Source organism: Brevibacterium sp. BDJS002 (assembly GCF_028201555.1).
GTDB lineage: Bacteria > Actinomycetota > Actinomycetes > Actinomycetales > Brevibacteriaceae > Brevibacterium > Brevibacterium aurantiacum.
In genome coordinates this window covers 271570-296214 of the sequence record NZ_CP116392.1, presented here as the reverse complement: position 1 = coordinate 296214, position 24645 = coordinate 271570, and the positions used below count along the sequence as shown (strand labels likewise).

Annotated in this window: 24 protein-coding genes and 1 pseudogene; 12 read left to right on the top strand and 13 right to left on the bottom strand. The window is 63.2% G+C overall.

Going from position 1 to position 24645, the window contains the following annotated elements; genetic code table 11:
* Position 1 precedes the first annotated feature (1 nt).
* From PGC08_RS01395 to PGC08_RS01380, 4 genes are all read left to right on the top strand, one after another.
* The gene (locus PGC08_RS01395) at positions 2-577 is read left to right on the top strand and encodes a TRAP transporter small permease (RefSeq protein WP_271709322.1); all 576 of its coding nucleotides are present in this window, start codon (positions 2-4) and stop codon (positions 575-577) included.
* Positions 577-1863, top strand: coding sequence for a TRAP transporter large permease (locus tag PGC08_RS01390; RefSeq protein WP_271709321.1), 1287 nt, complete (start codon positions 577-579; stop codon positions 1861-1863). Before PGC08_RS01395 ends, PGC08_RS01390 begins: the two co-directional genes overlap by 1 nt.
* Positions 1864-2154: 291 nt before the next feature.
* Positions 2155-3498, top strand: coding sequence for a hemolysin family protein (locus tag PGC08_RS01385; protein WP_271709320.1), 1344 nt, complete (start codon positions 2155-2157; stop codon positions 3496-3498).
* Positions 3495-4523 (top strand): CNNM domain-containing protein, encoded by a 1029-nt coding sequence (locus PGC08_RS01380; protein ID WP_271709319.1) that lies wholly within the window; start codon positions 3495-3497, stop codon positions 4521-4523. Before PGC08_RS01385 ends, PGC08_RS01380 begins: the two co-directional genes overlap by 4 nt.
* Positions 4524-4609: 86 nt before the next feature.
* Here the strand turns inward: PGC08_RS01380 and PGC08_RS01375 are convergent, their stop codons facing one another.
* Together PGC08_RS01375 and PGC08_RS01370 are read right to left on the bottom strand one after the other, a co-directional pair.
* Positions 4610-5011, bottom strand: a complete 402-nt coding sequence (locus tag PGC08_RS01375) for a hypothetical protein (protein ID WP_271709318.1) — start codon at positions 5009-5011, stop codon at positions 4610-4612.
* Positions 5008-5328, bottom strand: coding sequence for a hypothetical protein (locus PGC08_RS01370; RefSeq protein ID WP_271709317.1), 321 nt, complete (start codon positions 5326-5328; stop codon positions 5008-5010). Before PGC08_RS01370 ends, PGC08_RS01375 begins: the two co-directional genes overlap by 4 nt.
* A 235-nt stretch (positions 5329-5563) precedes the next feature.
* Here PGC08_RS01370 and PGC08_RS01365 point away from each other — a divergent pair, with 235 nt between their 5' ends.
* On the top strand, positions 5564-5833 hold the full coding sequence (locus tag PGC08_RS01365) for a DUF3263 domain-containing protein (RefSeq protein ID WP_125177772.1): 270 nt from the start codon (positions 5564-5566) through the stop codon (positions 5831-5833).
* A 59-nt stretch (positions 5834-5892) separates the two neighbouring features.
* On the opposite strand, the gene PGC08_RS01360 is transcribed toward PGC08_RS01365, so the two are convergent.
* On the bottom strand, positions 5893-6456 hold the full coding sequence (locus PGC08_RS01360) for a dihydrofolate reductase family protein (RefSeq protein ID WP_127361781.1): 564 nt from the start codon (positions 6454-6456) through the stop codon (positions 5893-5895).
* A 137-nt stretch (positions 6457-6593) separates the two neighbouring features.
* Between PGC08_RS01360 and PGC08_RS01355 the strand changes: the two genes are divergently transcribed.
* Together PGC08_RS01355 and PGC08_RS01350 are read left to right on the top strand one after the other, a co-directional pair.
* Positions 6594-7079: a MerR family transcriptional regulator gene (locus tag PGC08_RS01355; RefSeq protein ID WP_235349961.1), complete on the top strand. Its 486-nt coding sequence runs from the start codon at positions 6594-6596 to the stop codon at positions 7077-7079.
* A pseudogene (locus PGC08_RS01350) lies at positions 7076-8097 on the top strand (aldo/keto reductase). The gene PGC08_RS01355 and the pseudogene PGC08_RS01350 overlap by 4 nt, the downstream one beginning before the upstream one ends.
* A 9-nt stretch (positions 8098-8106) precedes the next feature.
* Here the strand turns inward: PGC08_RS01350 and PGC08_RS01345 are convergent.
* The 4 genes from PGC08_RS01345 to PGC08_RS01330 form a co-directional block, all read right to left on the bottom strand.
* Positions 8107-9141, bottom strand: coding sequence for a helix-turn-helix domain-containing protein (locus PGC08_RS01345; RefSeq protein WP_271709316.1), 1035 nt, complete (start codon positions 9139-9141; stop codon positions 8107-8109).
* Positions 9142-9201: 60 nt separating this feature from the next.
* A complete protein-coding gene (locus PGC08_RS01340) occupies positions 9202-10383 on the bottom strand; it encodes a serine hydrolase domain-containing protein (protein ID WP_009882178.1) in 1182 nt (393 codons plus the stop codon).
* Between the two features lie 15 nt (positions 10384-10398).
* Positions 10399-11358 (bottom strand): alpha/beta hydrolase fold domain-containing protein, encoded by a 960-nt coding sequence (locus tag PGC08_RS01335; protein ID WP_009882177.1) that lies wholly within the window; start codon positions 11356-11358, stop codon positions 10399-10401.
* 103 nt (positions 11359-11461) lie between these two features.
* Positions 11462-12772 (bottom strand): Nramp family divalent metal transporter, encoded by a 1311-nt coding sequence (locus PGC08_RS01330; protein WP_271709315.1) that lies wholly within the window; start codon positions 12770-12772, stop codon positions 11462-11464.
* 240 nt (positions 12773-13012) lie between these two features.
* On the opposite strand from PGC08_RS01330, the gene arr reads away from it, so the two are divergent.
* On the top strand, positions 13013-13423 hold the full coding sequence (gene arr / locus PGC08_RS01325) for an NAD(+)--rifampin ADP-ribosyltransferase (RefSeq protein WP_271709314.1): 411 nt from the start codon (positions 13013-13015) through the stop codon (positions 13421-13423).
* Between the two features lie 54 nt (positions 13424-13477).
* On the top strand, positions 13478-14653 hold the full coding sequence (locus PGC08_RS01320; RefSeq protein ID WP_271709313.1) for an MFS transporter: 1176 nt from the start codon (positions 13478-13480) through the stop codon (positions 14651-14653).
* A gap of 25 nt (positions 14654-14678) precedes the next feature.
* On the opposite strand, the gene ltaE is transcribed toward PGC08_RS01320, so the two are convergent.
* The 5 genes from ltaE to PGC08_RS01295 all read right to left on the bottom strand — a co-directional run bounded on the left by ltaE (position 14679) and on the right by PGC08_RS01295 (position 20150).
* Positions 14679-15695, bottom strand: a complete 1017-nt coding sequence (gene ltaE / locus PGC08_RS01315) for a low-specificity L-threonine aldolase (RefSeq protein ID WP_271709312.1) — start codon at positions 15693-15695, stop codon at positions 14679-14681.
* A gap of 66 nt (positions 15696-15761) precedes the next feature.
* A complete protein-coding gene (locus tag PGC08_RS01310; protein ID WP_241242607.1) occupies positions 15762-16229 on the bottom strand; it encodes a carboxymuconolactone decarboxylase family protein in 468 nt (155 codons plus the stop codon).
* 18 nt (positions 16230-16247) lie between these two features.
* Entirely contained in the window at positions 16248-16616 is a 369-nt protein-coding gene (locus PGC08_RS01305; protein WP_114384992.1) for a GNAT family N-acetyltransferase, read from the bottom strand.
* A gap of 32 nt (positions 16617-16648) precedes the next feature.
* Positions 16649-17692 (bottom strand): pirin family protein, encoded by a 1044-nt coding sequence (locus PGC08_RS01300; protein WP_271709311.1) that lies wholly within the window; start codon positions 17690-17692, stop codon positions 16649-16651.
* A 139-nt stretch (positions 17693-17831) separates the two neighbouring features.
* Positions 17832-20150, bottom strand: a complete 2319-nt coding sequence (locus tag PGC08_RS01295; protein WP_271709310.1) for an MMPL family transporter — start codon at positions 20148-20150, stop codon at positions 17832-17834.
* An 84-nt stretch (positions 20151-20234) separates the two neighbouring features.
* Between PGC08_RS01295 and PGC08_RS01290 the strand changes: the two genes are divergently transcribed.
* Positions 20235-20684, top strand: coding sequence for a hypothetical protein (locus PGC08_RS01290; RefSeq protein ID WP_101584073.1), 450 nt, complete (start codon positions 20235-20237; stop codon positions 20682-20684).
* 1 nt (position 20685) lies between these two features.
* Complete coding sequence (locus PGC08_RS01285; protein WP_271709309.1) at positions 20686-21078, top strand: PadR family transcriptional regulator; 393 nt, start codon at positions 20686-20688, stop codon at positions 21076-21078.
* Between the two features lie 16 nt (positions 21079-21094).
* Here PGC08_RS01285 and PGC08_RS01280 read toward each other — a convergent pair whose 3' ends face one another.
* Positions 21095-22366 carry a PucR family transcriptional regulator gene (locus PGC08_RS01280; RefSeq protein ID WP_096157985.1) on the bottom strand — a complete coding sequence of 424 codons (1272 nt, stop codon included), beginning with the start codon at positions 22364-22366 and terminating at the stop codon, positions 21095-21097.
* Between the two features lie 187 nt (positions 22367-22553).
* Between PGC08_RS01280 and PGC08_RS01275 the strand changes: the two genes are divergently transcribed.
* On the top strand, positions 22554-24641 hold the full coding sequence (locus tag PGC08_RS01275; protein ID WP_205677250.1) for a hydantoinase/oxoprolinase family protein: 2088 nt from the start codon (positions 22554-22556) through the stop codon (positions 24639-24641).
* Positions 24642-24645: the final 4 nt, after the last annotated feature.

Sequence of the window (24645 nt, the reverse complement as noted above, 5' to 3'; positions counted from 1 at the left end):
GATGAGAACCTTCGACAAGTATCTGAGCCGGGTGGAGAACTTCCTGGCCGGCGCCAGTCTCATCGGCGCCACAGCACTCGCGGTCTTCGCCGTGCTTCTGCGCAACATCACCGGTGATGTCCTGTTCTGGTCCGAAGAGGCCATCATCTACCTCATCATCTGCTCGACCTTCTTCGGCGCAGTCGTGACCCTGCGACACAACGAGCACGTCGCCGTCGACATCATGCCGACGCTGCTCAAGGGCAAAAAGAAGAAGTTCTTCGTCGTCCTCGGCGGTCTGGCCACCCTCGTCTACGCGGGGTTCATCGCCTACCTGTCATGGGCACTGATCAGTGAGCCCTTCTCGCGGACAACGATCACCCCGGCGCTCAAGCTGCCTCTGTGGGTCGTCGAACTCTCGCTCGCTGTGGGGATGACGCTGTTCTTCATCCGCGCGGCCGAGATGCTCATCCGTGCCATCAAGGCCCCGGCCGAAGAACTCGACAAGGACGTATTTGCCGAGGAAGCCGCGGCGGTCGGCATCGACGTGAACGACATCGCCATCGATGACGACGACACGAAGGAAGGGGATCGCTGATGCTCGAAGCAACATTCGTTCTCATTGCAGTCCTCATTCTGCTGCTCGTCACCTCGGCGCCCATCGCGGTGGCCCTTGGCCTGACCAGCCTCGTCTACTTCTACTACTTCACGCTCATCCCGATGACCCAGGTCTCGGAACGGCTGTTCAATGCGCTCAACTCATTCCCGCTCATGGCGATCCCGTTCTTCATCCTCGCGGCAAACATCATGTCCCGGGGCGGAATCTCGCGGCGCCTGACCGACTTCGGTGCAGCGATGGTCGGGCACCTGCGCGGCGGAATGGCGATCACCACGGTGCTCGCGTGCATGTTCTTCGCCGCGGTCTCCGGTTCGTCACCGGCCACGGTCGTCGCCGTCGGCGCGCTGATGATCCCGGCCATGATGCGAAACGGCTATCCGAAGGAGTTCTCCACGGGACTCGTGGCCACCTCGGGGTCCTTGGGCATCCTCATTCCCCCGTCGATTCCGCTCATCGTCTTCGGCATCGCCACCGAACAGAACATCGGCGATCTCTTCCTAGCCGGAATCTTGCCGGGCGTCCTCGCCGGTGTCATGCTGCTGGGCATGGCCGTGTTCGTGGCATGGAAGAACGGCTACGGACACGCGGGTGCCGGCTTCAAATTGTCGAATGCCGACAAACTCAAGGCCTTCCGCGACGCCATCCTCGCACTGGCACTGCCGTTCCTCGTCCTCGGCGGAATCTACTCAGGCTGGTTCACCCCCACCGAGGCGGCGGCCGTCGCAGTCGCCTACTCCCTGGTGGTGTCCCTGGTGATCTACCGCGAGATCAAGATCTCGCAGCTCTGGGAAGTCACGCTCTCGTCGGTGAAGACCTCGGCGATGGTCATGTTCATCATCGCCAACGGCATCCTCTTCACCTTCGTCCTGGCCAGCGAACGGATCCCAGGATCGATCTCGGAGACGATCACCAATTGGGACCTGCAGCCCTGGCAGTTCCTCATCCTCGTCAATATCCTGCTGCTGTTCGTGGGCTGTGTGATGGAGACATCCTCGGCGATCCTCATCCTCGCGCCGATCCTTCTGCCGATCGCCATGGAGCTGGGCATCGACCCGATCCACTTCGGCATCATCGTCGTGATGAACCTGGAGATCGGCATGATCACGCCGCCGCTGGGGCTCAACCTGTTCGTCGCCTCCGGCATGTCGGGCATGAGCGTGATGAGCGTGGCGAAGGCTGCCATCCCAAGCGCCCTGGTGCTCTTGGCCGCCCTAGCGCTGGTGACCTTCGTGCCGTTCTTCGCGACGGCGTTCGTGGGGTCGTAGGGCCCGAGGACGTAGGGCCCGAGGACGATCGATCACTTGTGGTGCAGGTGGCCAGTTTGCAAACTGGCCACCTGCACCACACGTGTTCAGTGGTCATAGAAGCGTGGCGAGAGTCGTCACCTCGTCGCAGCACCCACCCACAGCGCGCTGCCAGCTTTCATCTGGATAATCGTAGTCAGCCGCCTACATGCAGACTTCCGGAAGGACCATGGACGACTATCGAAGTCCCGGCTGGGACATCATTGGCAGTATCAGACCTCAGCAACACCCCGCGCGGGCAGGTGAACTCCGTTGACCTGGCTTCTCTCGCTTCTCATCGGCCTGCTCGTCGTCCTGCTCATCACAGTGGCCACCGGCTACTTCGTGGCCCAGGAATTCGCCTATATGGCCGTCGACCGTTCTCGCCTGGCTGCCCGGTCGGCCGCCGGTGACAAAGCCGCCGAGCGCGCTCAATCGATCACTCGCCGCACCTCGTTTATGCTCTCCGGTGCTCAGCTGGGTATCACCGTCACCGGGCTGCTCGTCGGCTATGTCGCCGAACCCCTCATCGGCACTGCCGTCGGTGAGGCCCTCGGCGGGACCGCGATCCCCACCGGCACCGGAGTCGTCATCGGCACTGTGCTCGCCCTGGTCGTGGCGACGATCATCCAGATGGTCTTCGGTGAACTGTTTCCGAAGAACCTCGCGATCGCCCGGCCTGAGCCCCTGGCTATCTGGCTTGCGCGATCGACTGCGATCTATCTCGCCGTATTCGGTTGGCTCATCACGATCTTCGACAAGGCCTCGAACGCCCTGCTCAAGGTCCTCGGGATCGAACCTGTCCACGATGTCGACCACTCCGCGACCCGTCGCGATCTCAAACATATCGTCGCGGACTCACGACAGAGTGGGGATCTCGTCGACGAAGATTCCCTTATCCTCGACCGCATCCTCGACTTCCCACAACAGAGCGTCGACCACGCCACCGTGCCCCGCTCACGGGTCGACGTCATCCGCGAGGACACGCCGCTTCATCAGGTGCGAACTCTCATGCAGACCGGTCATTCCCGGTACCCGGTACTCAACGACGCCGAGGAAGTGGTGGGCACGATCGATCTCCTCGACGTCCTCTCCGCCGCTGACGGAGACGATCTGCGTCCCTTGCTCAAACCGCCGGTCTTCGTTCCCGAGTCCCTGCCCCTGCCCGACGCCGTGCGCACCTTGGCTGAGAACCGGGCCCAGATGGGCTGCGTCGTCGATGAGTACGGAGGGTTCTCCGGCATCGTCACGGTCGAGGACCTCGGCGAGGAACTCGTCGGTGACATCGTCGACGAACACGATGAGGCGATCGAGGAGATCGTCGCAGATGATGACGGCACCTGGACGGCTCCGGGGGCGATGCCCCTCGACGAGCTCTCCCGCGCGCTCGAACGCGACCTGCCCGCCACCTCGGCGCAGACGCTCTCGGGCCTTGTCATCGAAGAGGCCAAGGGCTTCCCCGAGGTCGGTGACCGGATCGAGATCACCTTGCCTATCGATCCTGCCGAGCTCGCCGGCACACAAGCCCCGAGTCCGGTCAGGCTCACCGTCGACGTCCTCGAGGTGGCCTCCCACGTGCCCTCCCAGCTGCGGATCGGAATCGAGGTTCAGCGATGAGCAACCCCTGGGTCATTGTCGCCCTCACTGTCCTCTTCATCGGCCTCAGCGCGTTCTTCGTCGCCGTGGAATTCGCTCTCATCGCCGCCAAACGCCACCGGCTGGAAGATGCGGCGGCCGACAGCCGCTCGGCCAGAGCGGCGCTGCGCAGCTCCACCGAGCTCTCCGTCCTCCTCGCCGGTTCCCAGCTGGGCATCACGGCGTGCACCCTGGCGCTGGGTGCGATCACGAAGCCTGCGGTTCATCATTGGATCACGCCGGTCGCCGAGGCTCTGGGTCTTCCGCTGTGGATCGCCGACCTCACGGGATTCGTCCTCGCCCTCATCATCGTCACGTTCCTCCATCTCGTCGTCGGTGAGATGGCCCCGAAATCGTGGGCTGTGGCGCACCCGGAGCGCTCCGCGATCCTACTCGCGCTGCCGATGCGGGCGTTCATGTTCCTCACCCGGCCCCTGCTCCACGTGCTCAACAACGCGGCCAACGCCTGCCTGCGACTCGTCGGCGTCGAACCCGTCGACGAGGTCGATCAGGGCCACACCTCTGATGACCTGCGCGAGCTGCTGCGCCATTCGGCGCAGGCGGGGACTATCGAACGGGAGTCCTCGGATGCACTGCTCGGTGCTCTCGAGCTGACTCAGCTCAGCCTCGGCGAACTGGTGGCGAAGCAGGGGAAACTGACTGCCGTCGGCCCGCAGGCGACAGCGGACACAGTGCGAGAGGCCGCGCGCCGCGATCGCCACCGACGCGTCCTCGTGCACACAGCGTCTGGGCAACCACCGACTCACGTGGTCCATGTCCGCGATGTGCTCGGTCTCGATGGCGGGGACACCGTCACCGAGGTGGCTCGCTCGGTCGAGGTCCTGCCCGCAACGATGACCGTCGGTCGCGCCTTCGGTGCAATGAAGGATGCAGGAACACAGCTGGCACTGGTCGAGCGATCTGATGGCAGCCATGCGGTGGTCACAGTCACCGACGTGCTCAGCTATCTGCTCTCTACGGGCAATGTGAAGGGGCATCGGTCATAAAGTGACGCGCCAGGTTCCAGGGTTCTGCCTCGCATCTCAGTGAGATTTCTGCGTCGGCGTGCGCTGACACAGACTCAAGTTTCTGGCTATTCGATGATCTGGAAATCGCCGTGCAGTCTCAGCTCGCCGATGGTGATGACCTGAAGGTCTCCGACCTCAAGCATCTTCCGCGCGTTCTCTTCCTCGAAGAAGACGTTCTCGACGGCAGCATCCGTCAGGAGCTCGATGGCCTCTCCCCCGTCTGGTGTTGCTCGAACTGTGGCCATGTAGTGATAGGCGTAGACCACGCCCCCGGAGGTGATTACATGCTCGCCTGCGTCATCAACCTCGTGCTCTTCCCAGCTGATCGCGTCGTCAGGATGCTCTCTGCGAAGGCGAAAGCATTCGACTTCGTCGCTGACGATTCCGACCAGCGGGTCGATCCTCTCTTCAGCATCGAATGGGGAGGCCTGCTCAGCGAAGATCAGATACACAGTCTGACCGCTCATGCTTTCACCCCCTCGTCAGAGAACACTGTGGTCCGCTTTCGAACGATGCTGGTCCCAAAGCAGGTCACAACTGCGACCAAGATACCTGTTCCTGCCATTGCTCCACCGAGTACCACGTTTCGTTTCGCATCGGCACGGCACTCGACGATTGCCTCCGGCAGATTCAGTCCGTTTGCTTCGGTGATCCGCATTGCGTTGAGGCTCGACGGACAGGCCCACATTGCCTCATCATCTGTATAGGTTCCCTGCCCGATCTGAAGAAAGAACCCGCCAGCGATCAGACCGACAGACGCGACACCCAAAACAGTCAGTGGCAACCATGCACGCTGTCTCCTGACGATCAAGGTCAGAAACCAGACCGCGACCGCGCTCCCGCGACGACCCATCCGAGGTACACCCACTCTACCCAGGGAGCTTCTTTCCAACGGTAGAGCGCTACCGATTCGTCAGTAGCCATAATCAACATGCGCGCTGAGCTTCCATCGTTCACCGTGATTCTCCTTCAATGCCCAGTCGCGACAGTCTCACAATGAATATGCCACACTGGCGCTTATGGTCCCTGGCACCGTGAACGAACTCTCCGCGCACGATCGCATGATTCTCGATCTGGAGAAGACAGAGCACACGTCGGTTGCTCGTGAGGCACTGTGTCGGCATATCGAGCTGCCACTCGATAAGTACACCGTCGTGCTCGAGGGGATTGTTGATACGGATGCGGCCTACAGTTACGCCCCAGACGTCGTCGAACGAGTCAGGCAACTTCGAGCGGAGAGGTTCGCATTCGAACGACGACACGGGCGGTGGAAGAACCCCCGCTCTTAGCCCCGTATCACTCTCCGAGTCTCACCCCGCCACAGGTGATACTTCTCGATCACCGTGATCTACTCGGACGTGTGAGGCGTTGGTCCGCCCAAAACTCGGTAGGTGGTCTGGACCATCCCGCCGTCGAGGACTGTGGTGCGCACGTGCTCGAGATCCACATCTCCGCCAAGTGACCCGAACAGTGATGGCCCATCGCCGATGAGCACAGGCACTTGGGAGAGCGTGAGCTCGTCGACAAGCTTGGCTGCAAGGAACCACCGGACGGTCGCCCCACCGTCGACGTAGACGCACTTGCAGCCACTTCGCTCCGCTGCGTCGATGGCCGCCTCGGGTGAGCGGTGCACGATGATGCGAGGGTCTGCATCTGCGTCGAGGGTCGTACTGATGACGTGGATCGGGCGACCGAGGTAGGGCCACTCCTGGATGGAAGCGATCGCCTCGTAGGTCCTCCGGCCCATCATCACCGCGTCAACCGACTCAACGAACGGCGTGAAGCCCGCATCTCCGGCGGCCTCGCCGCGGCTGGTCAGCCACTCCAAGTCCCCGTCCGGCCGCGCAATGCGGCCATCGACACTCAGCCCAAGAAAGACAACGGCACGGAGGGACTGCTGCGACGCGGACATAGGGTCAAGTATCCAGCCACTTGCGCGGACAATCAAGGAAAAGCCGGCGGTACTCAGGCACCGCTATCTGAGGCTCGCGCTGAGTTTCTCCCGTACCCCTTGACTTAGAGTGCACTCACAGTCGTAGGTTTGTTTCCATGACCCAGCACACGGCAGACACCTCACGCCCTGCAGATCTGAGGCAGGCTCTGTCGGTCGATCCCGAGAAGGTTCTCTCGATCTCCGAGGTCAGCGAACTCCTCGGCATCACGGCGCACACCGCCCGCTACTACGAGCGGGCCGGCCTGCTTGAAGTGGCCCGATCCCATTCCGGGCACAGGGTCTACGATTCGGCGACCGTCGAACGCCTGGACTTCCTCGTGCGCATGCGCACCTCCGGCATGGGCATCAGCCAGCTCAAGCGCTATGTTGAACTGGTCCGAGCCGGGGAGGCAACGACACCGCAGCGTCTGCAGATCATGGTCGACCAACGAGAACACATTCTCACCCAGATCCACGAACTGGAGCTGGCCCTGACCACCACGGACTACAAGATCGCCAAATACGCAGGCACAGCCAGCGACGACTCAACAACGGCCACTATCCCATCACGTACAACCGCCTCAGTAGGAGATCCATCATGACCACCACTCACCTCGGCGACCTCACCGTCTCCCCCATCGGCTTCGGCTGCATGGCCTTGTCCCACGTCTACGGCGGCACCACCGATGAAGCGGCACGGGAAACCCTGAGCACCGCTGTCGACGCTGGTATCACCTTCCTCGACACCTCTGATGTCTACGGCAAACCTCGCGAGGGCGCTTCCGGACGGCCGGAACGAACGAAGAGATGCTCGCGCCGTTCTTGGCCAAGCGCCGCGACGAGGTCCAGTTGGCCACGAAGTTCGGAATCACCGCTCCCAGGGACGGGACGGATGCCCCGGCCAAACGCACCGATGGACGCCCGGAATATGCTCGCTCAGCCTGCGATGCTTCGTTGGCCCGCCTCGGCGTGGACACGATCGATCTCTACTACCACCATCGCCCGGATCCCGATGTTCCGATCGAGGAGACCGTCGGCGCCATGGCCGAGCTGGTCGAGGCGGGCAAAATCCGCCACATCGGCCTCTCGGAGGTCACCTCCGAAGAGCTGCGGCGAGCGCACGCGGTCCACCCGATCGCCGCTCTCCAGTCCGAGTGGAGCCTATGGTCTCGCGACGTCGAGGACCGTGTCGTTCCTGCCTGTGCCGAGCTCGGGGTCGGCTTCGTGCCCTACAGCCCCCTGGGCCGCGGCTTCCTCACCGGCACGCTGACCAAGGAGCAGGTCGCCGGCGACTTCCGCGGCGGCACTTCCCGCATGGGCGAGGCGTGGGATGCCAATCAGAAGATCGTCGAGATCGTCGCCGAGGTGGCTCGACGTCACGACGCCACCAACGCTCAGGTCGCACTGGCCTGGCTCCTCCACCGCGCCGCCCAGATGGGAGTCTCCGCCGTTCCGATTCCCGGCTCGCGCAAACCCGAGCGTGCGCTGGAGAACCTTGGGGCCGTGGATCTGCGTCTCGACGCCGATGACATGACTCAGCTCGATTCCATCCGGTCATTGGTCGAGGGCAGCCGTAACATCGTCAACAATCCGACGTGGATCAGCTCCGGGAGGGAGTAGTGCCAGCCTTCAGCCCACAGGCCCGGGAAGTTCGAGGACGTGGGAGTTGCGCAGCCGCCACCTGAGCACGCTGATGCCCAACCGGGTTCTGTTGTACCCGGTGAGCGGGTCGTAGCCGAGGCAGCGAGCGAGCTGCTCGACTCTGCCCTGCACGGTGCTGTGATGGAGACCGAGGTCTCTGGCCGCCTGCCTGATCGTCGGTGCCTCGAGGACAACACGCACCGTCGACTCCGCCCAGGGTGCTTCCATGATCTCGTCGATGCGGGCGGCATCGGGGTCGACAGCGTCGGGCGATTCGGCGAGCAGTTCGACGAGGCCGCCGAAGTTCTCCGCGCGCACGAGGCCCTCCTCGGGAGGACGGCTGAGACGCAGTGCCACCACGGCGGCGCGCAGCGAACGGGGCAGGTCGCCGATCAAGCCGACGGGGCCAAGGCCAGCCGGTGTCACGGCGATGTTCTCAGCTTGGTCGGCGACGATGAGGACCTGCAGGGCGCCGTACTCGCTGGCGACGACATCGGTGGGACCGGCGGGACGTCTGTCGAAGACGGCAAACAACGGAGCGACGAGCACCCGGTACCCGTGTCCGGCCACGAGTCCGAGCCGAACCGCCGCGGCAACCCGCTCCTCGGTGGGCGCGGTGGTGTCCAATGCGAGCGCCACGTCCCGCGGAGTCTCCAGCTGCTGTCGTTCGAATCCGAACCTCACCCCGATGGCCAGGCCGAACCGTTCGAGGATGAGGTCGTCGTTCGGCAGGGCTTGCCCCTCTCTCTCGAGCCAGACCTCGGAGGCATCCGGCAGGACCAGTGCGCTCACCTCGGCGGGGCGGGCACCCGCGCCCGGGCTCCCTGACGGATCGATGCGCAGCTGTCTGCTCCTGTCGCCGTTGCGAAACCCTGCCGGGCAGCCGGCAAGGGCCGCGGCGGCCGCGGCGAGGGCACGGGAATTGACCTCGCCGACCATGAGTTCGTCGAAGCAGGCGATGACGCGCAGGCCAAGAATCGCCTGGGGGTCCAGGTTGGCTATGCGACCCAACAGTTCCTGCACGTCATCGCCTCCTTGCGGGTGTTCGTCTCATCGCGGAGTCGATTCGCACCGCGATGCGAATCAGCCCTTCAGAGCATCGTAGACCGCTGTCTCCATCTCGAGGTAGCCCCCGACCGATGCCGGGTCCGCGAAGGGGAAGATCTGCGTCGCCCAGTAGCCGCCGATGTTGTTCTCCCGATCGATCCAGTAGAAGAGGTTGGCAAGTCCCGCCCAGGCTACGGCTCCTGCCGGACGCCCGGTCGGCGCGTCCTCCTCGTTGATCATGAACGTGTACCCCCACGACTTCGGCATGCCGGGGAAGAACTCCGCATCGTTGGACAGACTCGGGATGACACCGGGCAGCATCTTCACCTTGAGATCGCCGAGGTGGTTCTTGGTGGCCAGGTCCACCGTTTCGGGGCGTAGAACGACGGTGCCATCGTCTGCCTGACCGTCATTGAGCCACATCCTGATGAACGTGAGGTAGTCGTCGACGGTCGAGAAGAGGCCGTGACCTCCCATCTCCACCTCCGGCTCGGGCAGCATAAAGTCGGTGGCGGCCAGCTGACCGTCGGTGCGCTGGTGCATCGTCGCCTGCCGCTGCCGCATCGACGCCGATGTCCGGAAGCTGCTGTCCTTCATCCCCAGCGGGTCGAGGACCCGAGTCTGCATCGCCTGACCCAGGGTGGTTCCGGTGATGCCTTCGATGACCTGACCGACCCAGTCCATGTTCGATCCGTACTCCCATTGGGTGCCTGGGTCGAAGAGCAGCGGCGTCTGCAGGGCCTGCTTGGTGCTGCTGACGATGCTCGGCTGGCCCTGCTCACGGGCAAGGCGCTCATACTTCTCGTTGAAGAAGTCGTAGCCGAATCCCGCCGTGTGCAGCAGCAGCTGCTTGGTCGTCGGTTCGCTTGCCGGAGCCCGCAGAATCGGGGAGCCATCGACGTCGAAGCCCTCGATGACCTGCACATCGGCCAGGCCGGGGGCATATTCGCGGGCCGGTGCGTCGAGGTCGAGGTCGCCCGACTCCACCAGCTGCAGAGCCACCGTGCCGGTCAGCGCCTTAGTCGTGGAGAAGATCATGAACACCGAATCGGTGGTCATCGGCTGCGGATCGTTAAGCGAGCGGACTCCTGCGGAGGTGAGACTGATCGTCTCCTTGTCGGTGGTGACTCCGGCGACGACGCCGGGGACCCCGCCGCTCTCGACCTTCTCTGAGGCCACACGAGCAACGGCATCATTGACAGCTCGGTTCTGGGACATGGTTGTGCCTTTCGGTCAGTCGGCCAGGACCTTCTCGATCCAGGCCATTCGGGTACTGATCATTCCTTGCGCAAGGTGTGTATGGGCGGCGAAGATGTCGAAGGCGTGGAAGCCTCCGGGCCAGACGTGCAGCTCCGCCTCACTGCCGTCGTTCCACAGCGCCGAGGCGTAGGCAACGGCTTCGTCGCGGAAGATCTCTGCCGAACCGACGTCAATGTAGGCCGGCGGCAGGTCGGAGAGATCGTGGGCGCGTGAGGGCGCGATGTAGGGCAAGACGGCTTCTGTGCGATAGTCATCGCCGAGCATCGCCTGCCAGCCGGTCTCGTTGCTCACCCGGTCCCAGACACCGATGCCGTCGAATTGGTTGGTCGAGGCGGTGATCCCGCGATCATCGAGCATCGGGTAGATGAGCAGCTGACCGCGCAGCTTCGGACCCCCGCGGTCGCGGGCGGCGAGCGCCATCCCTGCGGCCAGTCCCCCACCGGCACTGGCGCCGGCGACGATGAGTCGGTCGAGGTCAACCCCGAGACGCTCGGCATTCTCAGCCGTCCACTCCAGGCTGGCGTACATGTCCTCACGGGCGTAGGGATCCTGGAATTCGGGGGCGAGGCGGTATTCGGGACTGATGAGGATGGCCCCGATGCGCTCGACCCAGTCGAGGTTGAGTCCGAGTGCGCTGAAGCGGTCACCGAACATCAGTCCACCGGAATGGGCGTAGACGATCGTGGGGCGGCGCCCCGTGTCACCCGCGCGCCTGAAGACCGACACGGTGATCGCCTCGCCATGGTGTCCGATCACCTGATGTTCTGAATGTTCGACACTGCGCCCCTTGAGAGTCTCCGCGAGAGGCTCGGACGCATAGGAGATGCGCATGAAATCGATGAGAGACGGGGTGATGGTCGGCGGGAAGACCCCACCGACGACGGACAGACTCGCGGCAAGTTCCGCGTCGAATCGTGACCGTCGTCGTGTCATGTCTCTAAGTATGCAGACTCCGACTCGGTGCCGCTACCGCCACGACAACGCGATTACCGATCCTTCACCCGCCAATTGTCGGGTTGGGTTTCCCAGCCTCGCCTCAGCCCAGTAGCCCCATCACCGACTCCTTGACCTGGAGGACGGCGAGGAAGCCGAACAGCAGGAAGCAGATCGTCAGCAGCACATTCGACACCCCCTTGTTCCGCAGCGCCGCCGGCACCGATGAACGGTTGAGGATGACGAGGAGCGCGATCGCGAGCACGGGCAGGATGAAGGCGCTGATCGCGGCGTAGATGAGGACCAGGGTGACCGGTTTGCCCAGGCCCATGATGACCAGAGTCGCGATGGAGAGGTAGACGATTGCTGCGCGGAATTCGACGGACTTCGCCGACATCTCGTGTTCGAGCTTGTCCTGGTGCGGGTAGCGTCGCAGCACCCGTATGCAGTCGGCAGTGACGTAGGCGATGCCGGAGAATCCGCCGAGCACGCTGGTGTAGACGACGGCGAGGAAGCTGATGAGGAAGACGATCCGTCCTGGTTCGCCGATGCGCGAGACCAGGCTGTCGGCGATGGCGAACAGCGAGTCGTTGTCCGCGATGGTGAAGCCCTGGCCGTAGAGGATGAAGGCGCCAACGGCACTCATGCCCACGGCGAAGACGAACACCAGCGCGTAGCTGATGAAGAGATCGATGCGCACGACGGGCTTCCATTCGGCGTCGCGCCAGGACTTCTCGCGGATCCAGAATGAGTAGGCCAGTATTCCAGTGGCTCCGCCGACGCCGCCGATGAGTGACATGACGGTGATGATCGACCCGTTCGGGAAGGTCGGGGCGATGGTCTCGACGGCCACGGCTTGCGCTTCCTGCCCTTGGAACACGGAGATCGCGAGGGCGAGGATGCCGAAGAACATGATGACGCCGAACCCGATCATCGCCTTCTCCACCAGCCCATAGCGTCCGATGCCGACGAGGAGCGCAGCCGAGAGCAGGACGACGACAGCGGTCGGCCAGAACGGCAGGACGGGGAAGAGCGCCTGCAGAATGTTCGTCGTCACGGCGATGACCCCGGCGCCGAAGAAGAGGCCGACGAGCAGTTCGGCGATGAGGAACAACGTCGGAAAGAGTCGACCGCCGAATGAGGTCAGGTGCGACAGCAGAGAGCGGTCACCGCTCATCTGGAGCCGGGAGACCGCTTCGGAGAGCACGAACTTGAGGATGATGCCGACGGTGAAGACCCAGATGAGTGCGAGCCCGTACTCGGCCCCGGAATTCATCGTCGTGATCATGTCCGAGGCTCCGACGCTGGCCAGGGCCAGGACGATGCCCGGTCCAATCAGCCGCAGTCGTCCGGTCAATGTTGCCGGCGCCGAGGTGGCGCTTCCTTGCGTCGTCTGGGTCGTTTCGGCGGACATCGGTGGGCACAGCTCCTTCTGAGGGCATCATCGTCGACGGCTGAGAGAGCGTCAGCTGTCCCAGCGAGTATGGCCCATCGAGGCCAGCCCCACCCCAAGGTCTCAACACTCGGGCAGGGATCTCAGAGGAAGGTTGCTTCACCGACAACGGATCTGAGGGGACAGGAAGGACCGTCCGCATTGTCAGTGTAGCTTTCCGATCTGAGCCTCACGTGCAGGTTCCACACGTATATTCGTCACATGTCTGAAGCACTCGACGAAGGCCCGTTCTTCCATGGGACAGGGGCTGCTCTGCAGCCAGGCGACCTGCTGACTCCGGGATTCAATTCGAACTACCGGCCCGAGGTGGTCATGAACCACATCTACTTCACCGCCATGACGGACGGTGCCGGGCTAGCGGCCGAGGTCGCGGCCCTCGATGGGCAGCCTCATGTCTACGAGATCGAACCGACCGGGGACTACGAGGACGACCCGAACGTCACGGATAAGAAGTTCCCCGGCAACCCCACACGGTCCTATCGCAGCACGGCTCCGCTGAAGGTGCTGCGCGAAGTCACCGGGTGGAAACGGCTGAGTCCAGATGAGCTCCAGTCATGGAGGGACAAACTGGCTGCCCTGCTCGCCGATGACAGCGCCGAGATCATCAACTGACACGTCCCGGACAATGGATCTGGGCCGTAACCACGCGGAGTACAGTAGTCGATCGTGAGTGATGCAGCCGTCCAACCAGGTCCGACGCGTCCTCCGCTGTCGATCTCCCTGGCCGCGTTCGTCAGCAGCTTCGATCGTTTCGCCATCAGCCCCCTCGTCGTGCTCGTCGCCCACGACCTCGGTGCGACTCTCGCCGAGGCGCTGACGATCGCCAGTGCCTACTTCCTGGCGTACGGCATCAGTCAGCCGGTGTGGGGAGTGCTCTCCGACCGCCTCGGGCGCGTCCGGCTGATGAAGGCAACACTTCTTGCCGCAGCCGTGGCGGGAATGGTCGCGACCTTTGCCCCGAATCTGACGATCCTCGTCATTGCCCGAGCCTTGTCAGGTGCCTTCTACGGAGCCGTCGTCCCCACCTCGATGACCTATGTCGGGGACACAGTCGCCGAGGCGCATCGGCAGCCCGCATTGACCGATCTCATGGCAGCGATCGCCGTCGGAACCGCCAGTGCCACAGCTCTGGCCGGAGTCCTCGCGCACTTCGCCGACTGGCGAATCGTCTTCGCCATCCCCGCTGTCCTCGCGATCGTCTGCGCCCTCGGACTTCGCAGACTGCCGGAACCAACACGTGAGGAACAAGGCGGAGTCCTCGCGGCCATCCGAGCCGCGATCACTCATCGGTGGGTTCTCATCGTCATCACCTTGGCTTTCATCGAAGGTGCTGTAGTCCTCGGCGTGCTGACGCTGCTCGCACCGGCCCTGCAGTCACAGGGCATCGGCGCGGCCATCGCCGGCCTTGCCACCGCTGCTTACGGGGTCGGCGTCATCATCACCACCCGCATGGTCAAGGCCCTCAGTCGCCGTCTGAGCATGCCGCGGCTCATCGCCATCGGCGGTACCGCCACGGTGATCGCCTTCGGACTTCTCACCATCCATCTGTCGACGCTGACGGTCATCATCGCAGCACTGCTGCTGGGAACGACCTGGTCCTTCCAGCATTCCTCGCTGCAGACCTGGGCCACCGGGGTCCTGCCGCAGGCACGCGGAACCGTGGTGTCACTCTTCGCCGGATTCCTCTTCGCCGGCAGCGCACTGGGCACTGCAGTCGGCGGATCCCTCGGCGAGGACAATCGCTGGACGCTGCTGTTCGCGATCACCGGCATCGTGGCGCTCGCCCTGACACTGATCATCGTGTTCAGTCGTCGCGTCTACGACGGACCGCAGAGGAACTGAGTCGCGAACCTCCAGACTGCCGTGGTCACCGCCCGAAGAACTCCTTGCACGCCCGCCGGACACGCTCAATCGCCTCGTCGTCGATGTCGAGGTGCGTGACCCAGCGCAGCTTCCCGTGCGCACTGCCGGTGATGATGTCACGGTCGGCGAGGAACGTTGAGAAGGCATCCATGTCGACGCCGTCCGGGGACAGGAAGACCATGTTCGTGCGTGCCTCACCAGCCCCCAGCTCGGGGAAGTCCGCGAAGATCTCAGCCAATCGCTTCGCCCGGTCGTGGTCCTCACGCATGCGGTCCACATTGTGCTCGAGCGCGTAGATGCCGGCCGCGGCGAGGACTCCAGTCTGGCGCATGCCCCCGCCCAGAGTCTTGCGGATGCGCTTGGCCCGCCCGACCAGTTCCTTCGACCCGACGAGCAGCGCACCCACAGGGGCGCCGAGGCCCTTCGACAGGCACAGCGAGACCGAGTCGAACCGGTCAGCGATCGCCGAAGGATCAGCGCCGGTGGCAACGGCTGCGTTCATGACCCGTGCCCCGTCGAGGTGCGTCGCCAGACCGTGGCTGCGCGCCAGCTCTGTCGCACCCTCGATGTAGTCGGCAGGCAGCGGCAGCCCGTTGAAGGTGTTCTCCAGCGTCAGCAGCCGGGTGATCGGATTGTGGAAATCATCGGGTTTGATCGCCGAGGTGATCGCATCGAGATCGATGATCCCATCGGGCTCGTTGGGCAGCGGCTGCGGCTGGACCGATCCCAGCACCGCCGCTCCCCCGCCTTCGTCGCGGTAGGCGTGTGCTGTCTGGCCGACGATGTATTCGTCACCGCGCCCGCAGTGAGCCATGATCCCGGCGAGGTTCGCCTGCGTGGCCGAGGGGAAGAAGAGGCCTGCCTCTTTGCCGAGAATTTCGGCAGCCATCGACTCGAGCCGATTGGTCGTCGGATCTTCGTCGTAGACGGCGTCGCCCACCTCGGCGTCGGCCATGGCCCTGCGCATTCCGGCACTGGGTGTGGTGACGGTATCGGAGCGGAAATCGACTCGGTTGCTCACAGCGTGGTCCTTTCGATGAGAAACGCGGCGGCCACCTAGATGACCGCCGCGTTCAGTGCTCTGTGCTCAGCTGTCCGCGTTGCGAGGGCGGGCGACCGGGTGGTTGCTGGCGATCGAAATTCGGTTGAAGGCGTTGATCAGCGTCACCGTCCATTCGACGGCCGAGATCTGTTCGGCGGAGAGGTACTCGCCGGCTTCGATGGCGATCTCATTGCGATCGGCCGCCTTGTCGATGACCGTCAGCGTTTCGGCCAAGAGCAGTGCGGCACGTTCCTGACCGTCGAAGACCTCAGCCTCACGCCAGGTCGGCAGCAGGTCGAGTTTGAGCTCCTCGACACCGGCCTTCCGAGCTGCTGGGGCGTGGATGCTCAGGCAGGTGCGGCATCCGTTGATCTGGGAGACCCTCACATTGACCAGCTCGAGGAGTCCATCGCTGAGGCCCTCCGCGCGGGCGACCTTCCGGGAGGCTGCCGCGGCTTGGATCATGGCCTTGTAGACCTCGGGGTGGACCTTGTCGATGTAGGGACGATTCACGTTGACTCCGGACAACTCTCAGGCCTCCCGCTTGACGAAATCGATGTCTGCGCCGGTGGCCCGACGGAACTTTCCGCCTTCGGCTAGGTATTCGTCACCGGCTTCGCTGAGTTTCCGCACGAACAGCGGGCACACCGGCACCACTGTCACGCCCTGCTCACGGCTGGCTTTGAGCGACTGCGCTACCAGCACCTTCGAGAGTCCGCGTCCGCCGAACGCTTCATCAACCTCGGTGTGGTGGAAGATCCGTTCCCCGTCGGGGGCGGTGAGGAAGAAGGCGCGGCCGGCATCCGTACCGGCGGCGTCCCGGATGACGTAGGCACCGCGGGCCTCGTCGAGTTCGACGGTGACGGTCTCGCCGGTTTTGTCAGTCAGTGCTTCGCTCATGGTTTCGTCTCCTTGTTCGGGTGGGTGCTGGGTCAGGATTGGACGTGCGGGGGCGGGTTCTTGCGCGCTTTGATGCGAACGTCGGGCAACCTCGGCGCGGGCAGCCTTGACAGGCCATCGGCGTTCTCACCGGGGCCTCCCTTGCCGACGTAGCCCTCGACGGTGCCGAAGCGATCGCCCTCGGCCTGCCATTCTTCGCGGTACTGGGCGATCTCCTCGTGGGTGCGGCCGATGAAGTTCCACCACATGAGGATCTCTTCGTTGAAGGGTTCACCGCCGATGATGACGAGGCGGGCGTCGGTCTCGGACTGGTTGCTGATGCGCATCTCGGACAGGCCCACACCGGTGTAGCCGAGGGCGTTGGTCGGCAGTTCGACGTCTTCGACGGTGATGTCGCCGGAGTCGACGAGGACCCCGTATTCGAACTCCGCGTTGATCGGCAGGTCGATGGTGGCACCGGGACGCAGGCGCACCTCGGCGCCCATGAGCGGGGAATAGGTGGCAACGGGCGAGCGCGTTCCCCACAGCTCGCCGAGGAAGACGAGCATCTCGCCGCCGTCGAAGGGTGTGACCTCGGGAGCGAAGTGCTCGAAGTCCCTGCCCTCGCGGTTGCGCACCGAATCGGGCAGCGCCAACCAGAGTTGGACGCCGTGCAGGGCTGTGGTGTCCTCGGTCGAGACCTCGGAGTGGCAGATGCCGCGGCCAGAGGTCATGAGGTTGACCTCGCCGGGCAAGACCATGCCCTGGTTGCCGCCGGAGTCGATGTGTTCGATGGCGCCTTCGAAGAGCCAGCTCACGGTCTGCAGGCCGGTGTGCGGGTGCGGGGCGACGTCCATGCCGCCTGAGGTCGAGACGTCGTCGGGGCCGTAGTGGTCGACGAAGCACCAGGGTCCGATGAGGGAGCGTTGGCGCTGCGGCAGTGTCCGGCGCACGCCCATGGCACGTGGTCCGCCCAGTGGGACGTCGCGGGCGGTGAGGATCTCAACCGGGGCTCGGCCCTCCTGCGCGCAGTCGGGGCCGGGCAGTCCGCCGGTCTTGCACACGACCTCGTCGGGTTTCGGCTCCACATTGCTCATATCGGTCCCACTTTCGCATTCACGATCAGACACCCGCCGAGGCGGTGCGTCCCAGCTCAGACACCGTCAGTCTTCCACATTGTGCGGGGAAATCCAGTGGGGGCTGGGTGGTGATATCAGAGCCTTTGCCAACCAGGCCTCAGTCCAGCGGAATCCGCTTCCGCCACGGCCACCACACGCGTCGTCCGATGTCGTGGACGAGGGCTGGAACGACGAGCGAGCGCACCAGGATCGCGTCGAGGAGGACGCCGAAGGTGACGATGAACGCCAGTTGGAACAGGAACATGACCGGGATGACGGCGAGCGCTGCGAAGGTCGCGGCGAGCACGATCCCCGCCGAGGTGATGACCCCGCCCGTAGCCACAAGCCCTTCCAGTACTCCCTTGCGGGTGCCTACGCGCAGCGACTCCTCGCGGACACGGGACATGAGGAAGATGTTGTAGTCGATGCCCAACGCGACGAGGAAGACGAATGCGTAGAGCGGCACCGACGGATCGGCACCGGGGAAGCCGATGAGGTGGTTGAACACCAGCGCGGAGACACCCAAAGCGGTGCCGAAGGAGAGAACCGTCAGCGCCACGAGCAGCAGCGGGGCCACGAGTGAGCGCAGCAGGAGGATGAGGACGATGGTGATGACGATGAGGATGAGTGGAATCGCCAGGGTCCGGTCCGCCTCGGCGGTGGTGTTCGTGTCCAGGTCGACCGCGGTCTCCCCGCCCACCAGGGTCTCGGAGTCGACCTTGTGGACAGCGTCGCGGATGTCGGTGACCGTGGACTCTGCGGCCAGGGAGTCCGCGGGGTCGGTCAGTGTCGCTTCGAGGAGAACCTGACCGTCGACCTCGGTAGGTGCCGGGGGTGAAGGTGGAGGCGTCGAGGTCGAGTTGGGTGCGCCCTGGCCCTGCGGTGCTTGACCTTGCGGTGCCTGCAGCTGCCCGTCATCGTCGATGGCGATCGTCCCGCTGGGTGACTCTTCGGCGACGACGGTCATCGATTCGACCCCGCCGAGGCTGCCGACCGCCTTCGCCGCATCCTCGAGCTGGTCTTTCGCCACCACGATCTGTGTGGGTGAGCCGGATCCGCCCGGGAAATGCTCGGACAGCACATCTTGGCCATCACGGGCCTCGGAGTCGCCGAGGACGAAGTCGCTCTGCGCGATGCCCGAGGCCTTGAACTGGGGGAACGCGATGAGCGGGAGGGCAAGGAGGACGACGAGACCGATCCAGATGATGCGCGGACGCTTAGCGACCACCTCGGCGATGCGAGTCCACAGACCTTTCTTCGCTGGTGCGGAGCTGGTTGTGCGCACCTGCGGGCGGAAGGGCCAGAACACGGCCCGGCCGATGACCATCAGAGCCGCGGGCAGGAATGTCAGCGCCGCGAGCATCGCCACCAGAATGCCGATCGCCGCCACCGGGCCGAGCGCACGAGTCGAGGCCAGGTCGGTCAGCAGCAGAACCAGAAGACCGGCGATCACGGTCCCACCAGAGGCCGCGATCGGCTCGACGACGCCCTTGAACGCAGCCAGTCCGGCTCTGACTCGATCCCGTTCGGTCAGCAGCGCATCACGGAAGCGGGCGACCACAAGGAGGGAGTAGTCAGTGGTGGCGCCGACGACCAGGATGAACAGAATGCCCTGAACTTGGCCGTTGATGAGCAGGATTCCCGCATCCGCGAGGTGCCAGATGACGAAGATCGAGGCCGAGAGCGCCGCCACCGAGGTGAACAGAACGATGACCGGCAGCAGCGGGGAGCGGTAGACGATGATGAGAATGACGAAGACCGCGATGAGTGCGACGAGCAGGAGAATGCCGTCGATCCCCGCGAACGCCGAGGTCAGGTCCGCGGAGAATCCACCGGGACCGGTGACATACACGTCCGCCGAGGTGGGCACTGAGTCGACGTCGCCGGTGGGACTATCGGCGGCGGTGGCAATCGGGAAGGTCCCGGCGATGATCGAGCGGATCTGCTCCACGTCATCGGCGGTGGTGTCGGTGGAGACCGGGAGGATGAGCTCGAGCGCTTCACCGTCCTCGGAGGGGATGACAGGCGAGGCGTCGGCTGCCAACAGCCCTTCGTCGTCGAGTCTTTCGGCCAGGTCTTCGAGCTCAGTCGTACTGTCCTTGCTCAGCCCGTCCTTGTCTTCGAGTACGACGATGGCCGGGACATAGTCGAGGTCACTGAACTGGTCGATGAGCGCCTGAGCCTTCGTGGACTCGGCCGATTCAGGCAGGAAGGAGGACCGGTCGTTCGTGGCGACCTCGGAGATCTTGCCGAAGTAGGGGCCACCGACTCCCGCGATGGCCACCCACGCGACCAAAAGGACGGCGAAGAGTGCGATGAGAGAGCGGCGGGCGGGAATGGGTGCGCGCTGCTTCGTGGGCTGAGCCGAGTCGACGGGAATTTCGGATTCGGGCCGGTGCGGCTCCGGAGGGGTGCTCGTGAGCAGGTGGCGGGGCATGTTCTCAGAGTACGCCAGTAGTCGACCTCGGAAGTTATTCCGCAGCTCTTCACTTTGGTACTGAACCACTGGTACAGTACCATTATGGACACAACAGCACAGGCACCACAGACAGCCAATGCCCGTTCCCTCCTACTGCCCTACGCCCTGACGCTCATAGCCGCCATGATCATCATCCAGTTCGTCGTCGCACTGACCGGCGGTGCAGTGACAATCCTCGCTGGGGCCCTCACCGCGGTCGTCGCCGTCGGCATTGCGGTATGGATCGTGATCAACCGTCGGAAGCTGCTGCATGTGCGCTTCGGACTCGTGATCGCCCATGTCATCGCCTATGTCGCAGTGACGACATCCTTCAACGCCCACGCCGTCGTCCGTGCAGTCGTCGCCGGCAGCGACAACGATGTTCAAGCAGTGGCGCACTCACTCCTCGGGTCCTCCTGGTTCGGAGCAACCTTGGTGATGAGCGCGGTCTGGGGCATCGGTCTGCTCATTCACCTCCTCGGTTCGGTGCTCGGCCGCGGCTGGGAGGACTGAGGTGGCATCACAGCATGACGACGCGACAGAGCCGCGCACTGAAAGCGAAGAGTGGCTGAGCCATAAGGTCGACAGCTGGGTCGAGACCTACAAGAAGTCAATGCTCACACCGGTCACACTGACCATCGTCGCCGAGCATCAGCCGATCGGAGTCGCCGCCATTGCTGAGAAAGTCACCGCTGCCACCGGCTGGCACGTGACCGAGCGCGGTCTTTACAGGACCCTCAAACGGCTGCAGGATTCTGGGCTCCTCGCCAGTGCCGATACCAGCGCCCCGAGGACGGGAGCGAAACGGAAGGACCTCTCGCTCACGCCTCTCGGGACGCGGTATCTTGCCGGGATCGCGGAGAATCTCGTGGACTTGCCGGGTGGTGTTCCCGGCGGGGAAGCGTAAACAAGCACCCTTCTGATCAGCGCCACGAAGACGAATTCGCCTCGTTCGTTCTGAGCCTCTCGCACTCCAAAGCGATCACTAGATCCGCAGCAACGTACGGGTCACTGAGACGAGCGCCGAGCTCGTGCTCCAACAGCCCCAACCGGTAGCGAACAGTATTTGCATGGACCTGCAGTTGACTCGCAGTCTGTACAACATTCGCCCGACAATCGATGTACACGAGCAGAGTCTCCCAAACATCCGGGCCTTTTGAGATCTTCTGAACAAACCGCCTAACGACCTGCTGGTCGAAACGCGAACTCATCCTGGCAGCGGCCCATTCGCTCGGACGCATTTCATCAACCCGCACCAATTGCCCGCTACCCGCAGTCGCCAGTGCAACATCAGCCGCTTTCAGCATCTCCGGCACCTGGCTCAGTGCAGCGAAGGGCTCGGAGATACCGACGCCGATCACATCAGTGCTCGAAAAATGCTCGGCAACGTCGAAGTCAGCAACACACAGCGCAGTTCGTTCAATCGCCGAAGCAGTGTGCCCGGAATCGCTGATGACGATCCCCCGCTCGGGCTTCTTCCGCCGATCAGATCTGCTCATGCCCCCTGTCGGTCGTGGCGTGCGGCGCCTCTGCCCCGACGCTCCTACGCTTGCTGCCGCACTTTCATCGATTGCCGAGATACTCGCGCGAATAATCCGCACCGGCCTGTATGAGTCGAATCCGAAATTCTCCAACATTCGCCAGATTCCAGGCTCGCGGCCTGGCGAAACTCCCACCTCAAGGTCACGCATGAGTCGTGCCGATTCTTCACGGTGTGTGCTCATGGAAAATGTCTCAAAGCCTTCGAAGGCTTGCAGCAGTTTGGCGCTCGTATCGAGGATGAGACCCAATCCATGGACATCGTCGGTTTCCCGACGATCCTGCCCTGAAACGGCATGCTCTGCCGCATGGCGAACAGCGTCTTCAGCCCCTGGCTCCCCAAAGACTGCGAGGACAAACACATAGTCGCGTTGACGTATGCGAACGGACTTCGATCTCACTACCCATCGACCGATTGATGTCTCATGAGCGTCATGGGTTGGACGAGCACTTGTCGTCTCCAGACCAAGCACCCAGTTGGCGATGAGATGGTTCGGAGCAGATCCAACTGATCGAGTGACCTCACCCAGCTCGTTGAGCACGAGACCCGACCCTCGGCATATCTGAGTCGCTCGAATCAGCAACGACTCCAAGGGGTCAGATGAGCTCAGGGCGGAGAGCAAGTTCTCAAACACCCACTCACGCGACAGTTCCATGACGCCTCCTTGCGTTCAGCAACTTCCCACACACCATGCCGACGCCCGCGCTGAGGTGACCACCAGCACTGTTGTCGATCTTTTGGAATTTCTACAAATTCTACGCACATCTTCTTCGGTTGCTCCATTGACCCAGGTACGGCTTCCGGTCGACGATATTGACCAGATCACAATCAAAGGAGATCACGTGGCTAATCTGCGAGTCGCTGTCGATGTCGGCGGCACCTTCACCGACATCTGCATTTTCGACGAATCCACCCAGTCAATGCGGGTGACGAAGGTTCCATCTACCCCGGACAATCCGATGGATGCTGTCCTCAACGGGGTCAAACGAGCGAATATCGACCTCAGCGATGTCGAGTTGTTCTCACATGGAACCACCGTTGCCACGAATGCGCTTATCACTCGTAATTTCCCCAAAGCAGCGATGGTGACAACGAAGGGCTTCCGAGACGTCATCGAAATCCGCGACGGAACAAAAGACGATCTATGGGACGCCTACTCTGATGTGTCCGGCCCCTATATCCGTCGGCGCGACCGGTTCGAAGTCACCGAACGCATCGACTACGCGGGCAATATCGTGTCCCCTCTAGATGAGGAAGAAGCCCGCAAGCTCGGGCGTTTGCTGAAGAAGCGAGGTGTCGACACTGTCGCGATCTGCTTCATCAACTCCTATGCCAATGTCGCGCACGAAGTCCGAATGCGCGAAATCCTCACTGAGGAGCTTCCAGGAGCCAGCATCTCCACCTCAGCGGAGATTCTGCCTGAGATCTTCGAACACAACCGCTTCAACACCACTGTCGCCAATGCAGTCCTCGGGCCGCTGGTTTCGGGATACGTCGAGAAGCTGGATAAGAGCCTCACTAACGACGGCTATGCCGGGGAGCTGCTCCTGCTCCACTCCGGTGGTGGATCAATGACCTCCGAGATGGTCAAACGGTTCCCCGTACGGTTGGCTGCCTCGGGCATCGCAGCTGGGGCAATTGCGGCCCAACATGTGGCCGAACAGTGCGGCTTCGACAATGCCGTCGGGCTCGACATGGGCGGAACGTCCACCGACATTTCGCTCGTTGCCGACGGCGAGCTTCGGGTGACCAATGACTGGGAGGTCGAATACGGTCATCCAATCGTCTTCCCCAGCATCGAGGTCCTCACCATCGGTGCGGGTGGCGGTTCTCTCGCTCATATCGACATTGCGGGATCGCTGCGCAACGGACCTCAGTCGGCCGGAGCTGATCCCGGGCCTGCCTGTTATCGTCGCGGCGGCGCCGAACCGACGAACACCGACGCGAACCTGTGGATGGGTCGGTTGGGAACTGATCTCGCCGATGGTGAGATGACATTGGACCGAGCAAGCTCGAAGGCAGCAATCGAGTCGAAGGTCGCAGGGCCCCTAGGCCTCGATATCGATGCTGCGGCAGATTCGATCATCAAGGTCGCCAACGCAAATATGGCCGACGCTGTCCGCCTGGTTTCCATTCGGCGCGGCCTTGATCCCCGCGATTTCGTGCTCATTGCATTCGGCGGAGCCGGAGCCCTTCACGGTGCGGACGTGGCGAAGGAACTGAACATTCCGACCATCGTCGTTCCGCCCAGCCCCGGCGTCACTTCGGCGTTGGGATGTCTCCTCGTCGACATTCAGCACGACCTCTCTCAGATGTTCACCGGATCAGCAGAGGATGCCGACGCTGAGGCCGTGGAACAGCATTTCAAAGCACTCGAACTCGAGGGTCGGGATCGTCTGAGGCATGAAAAGGTAGCCGAAGCCGACGGTGTCTTCGAACGAGGCATCTCCATGCGTTACCAAGGCCAATGGCGTTCTCTGCAGGTCAAGATGGGCACCGGGCCTCATGCTTTGCGAGAAGCTGTCCAGCTCTTCCACGAAGAGCACGAGAAGCAGTACGCATTCCGGCAGGACGAGACCCCGGTCGAGATCTACCAACTTCATCTCAAGGCCCTGGGCAAAACACCGAAACCAAGCTTCAAGCCATCGCCAGTCAGTTCCAAAGATCCGGGAGAGCCGCTGGAAGTCCGTGAGGTCTACTTCGAAGGAAAATGGCACTCCACACCTGTCTACCAGCGGGAGAACCTTCCCTCCGGAGCAGCTTTCATCGGACCTGCCATTCTCAATCAGATCGATGCGACGACAGTCATCCCGCCAGGCTCCTCCGCGGTGATCGACGAATGGTTCAACATTCGCATCACACTGTCCACCGAGTCTGGTGAGCCAGCTCTGGCAACGGCCTCGAACGACTCAACCACGTCCGCGAATTGAGGAG

Bases quoted from the DNA above. Each gene is read 5' to 3' on its own strand.
- PGC08_RS01355 (WP_235349961.1), top strand. From the start codon at position 6,594: ATGACCCAGCACACGGCAGACACCTCACGCCCTGCAGATCTGAGGCAG.
- PGC08_RS01375 (WP_271709318.1), bottom strand. From the start codon at position 5,011: ATGAGCGGTCAGACTGTGTATCTGATCTTCGCTGAGCAGGCCTCCCCA.
- PGC08_RS01395 (WP_271709322.1), top strand. From the start codon at position 2: ATGAGAACCTTCGACAAGTATCTGAGCCGGGTGGAGAACTTCCTGGCC.
- PGC08_RS01300 (WP_271709311.1), bottom strand. From the start codon at position 17,692: ATGAGCAATGTGGAGCCGAAACCCGACGAGGTCGTGTGCAAGACCGGC.
- PGC08_RS01330 (WP_271709315.1), bottom strand. From the start codon at position 12,772: ATGTCCGCCGAAACGACCCAGACGACGCAAGGAAGCGCCACCTCGGCG.
- PGC08_RS01365 (WP_125177772.1), top strand. From the start codon at position 5,564: ATGGTCCCTGGCACCGTGAACGAACTCTCCGCGCACGATCGCATGATT.
- PGC08_RS01305 (WP_114384992.1), bottom strand. From the start codon at position 16,616: ATGAGCGAAGCACTGACTGACAAAACCGGCGAGACCGTCACCGTCGAA.
- PGC08_RS01280 (WP_096157985.1), bottom strand. From the start codon at position 22,366: ATGGAACTGTCGCGTGAGTGGGTGTTTGAGAACTTGCTCTCCGCCCTG.
- PGC08_RS01290 (WP_101584073.1), top strand. From the start codon at position 20,235: ATGGACACAACAGCACAGGCACCACAGACAGCCAATGCCCGTTCCCTC.
- arr (WP_271709314.1), top strand. From the start codon at position 13,013: ATGTCTGAAGCACTCGACGAAGGCCCGTTCTTCCATGGGACAGGGGCT.
- PGC08_RS01295 (WP_271709310.1), bottom strand. From the start codon at position 20,150: ATGCCCCGCCACCTGCTCACGAGCACCCCTCCGGAGCCGCACCGGCCC.
- PGC08_RS01390 (WP_271709321.1), top strand. From the start codon at position 577: ATGCTCGAAGCAACATTCGTTCTCATTGCAGTCCTCATTCTGCTGCTC.
- PGC08_RS01335 (WP_009882177.1), bottom strand. From the start codon at position 11,358: ATGACACGACGACGGTCACGATTCGACGCGGAACTTGCCGCGAGTCTG.
- PGC08_RS01360 (WP_127361781.1), bottom strand. From the start codon at position 6,456: ATGTCCGCGTCGCAGCAGTCCCTCCGTGCCGTTGTCTTTCTTGGGCTG.
- PGC08_RS01380 (WP_271709319.1), top strand. From the start codon at position 3,495: ATGAGCAACCCCTGGGTCATTGTCGCCCTCACTGTCCTCTTCATCGGC.
- PGC08_RS01340 (WP_009882178.1), bottom strand. From the start codon at position 10,383: ATGTCCCAGAACCGAGCTGTCAATGATGCCGTTGCTCGTGTGGCCTCA.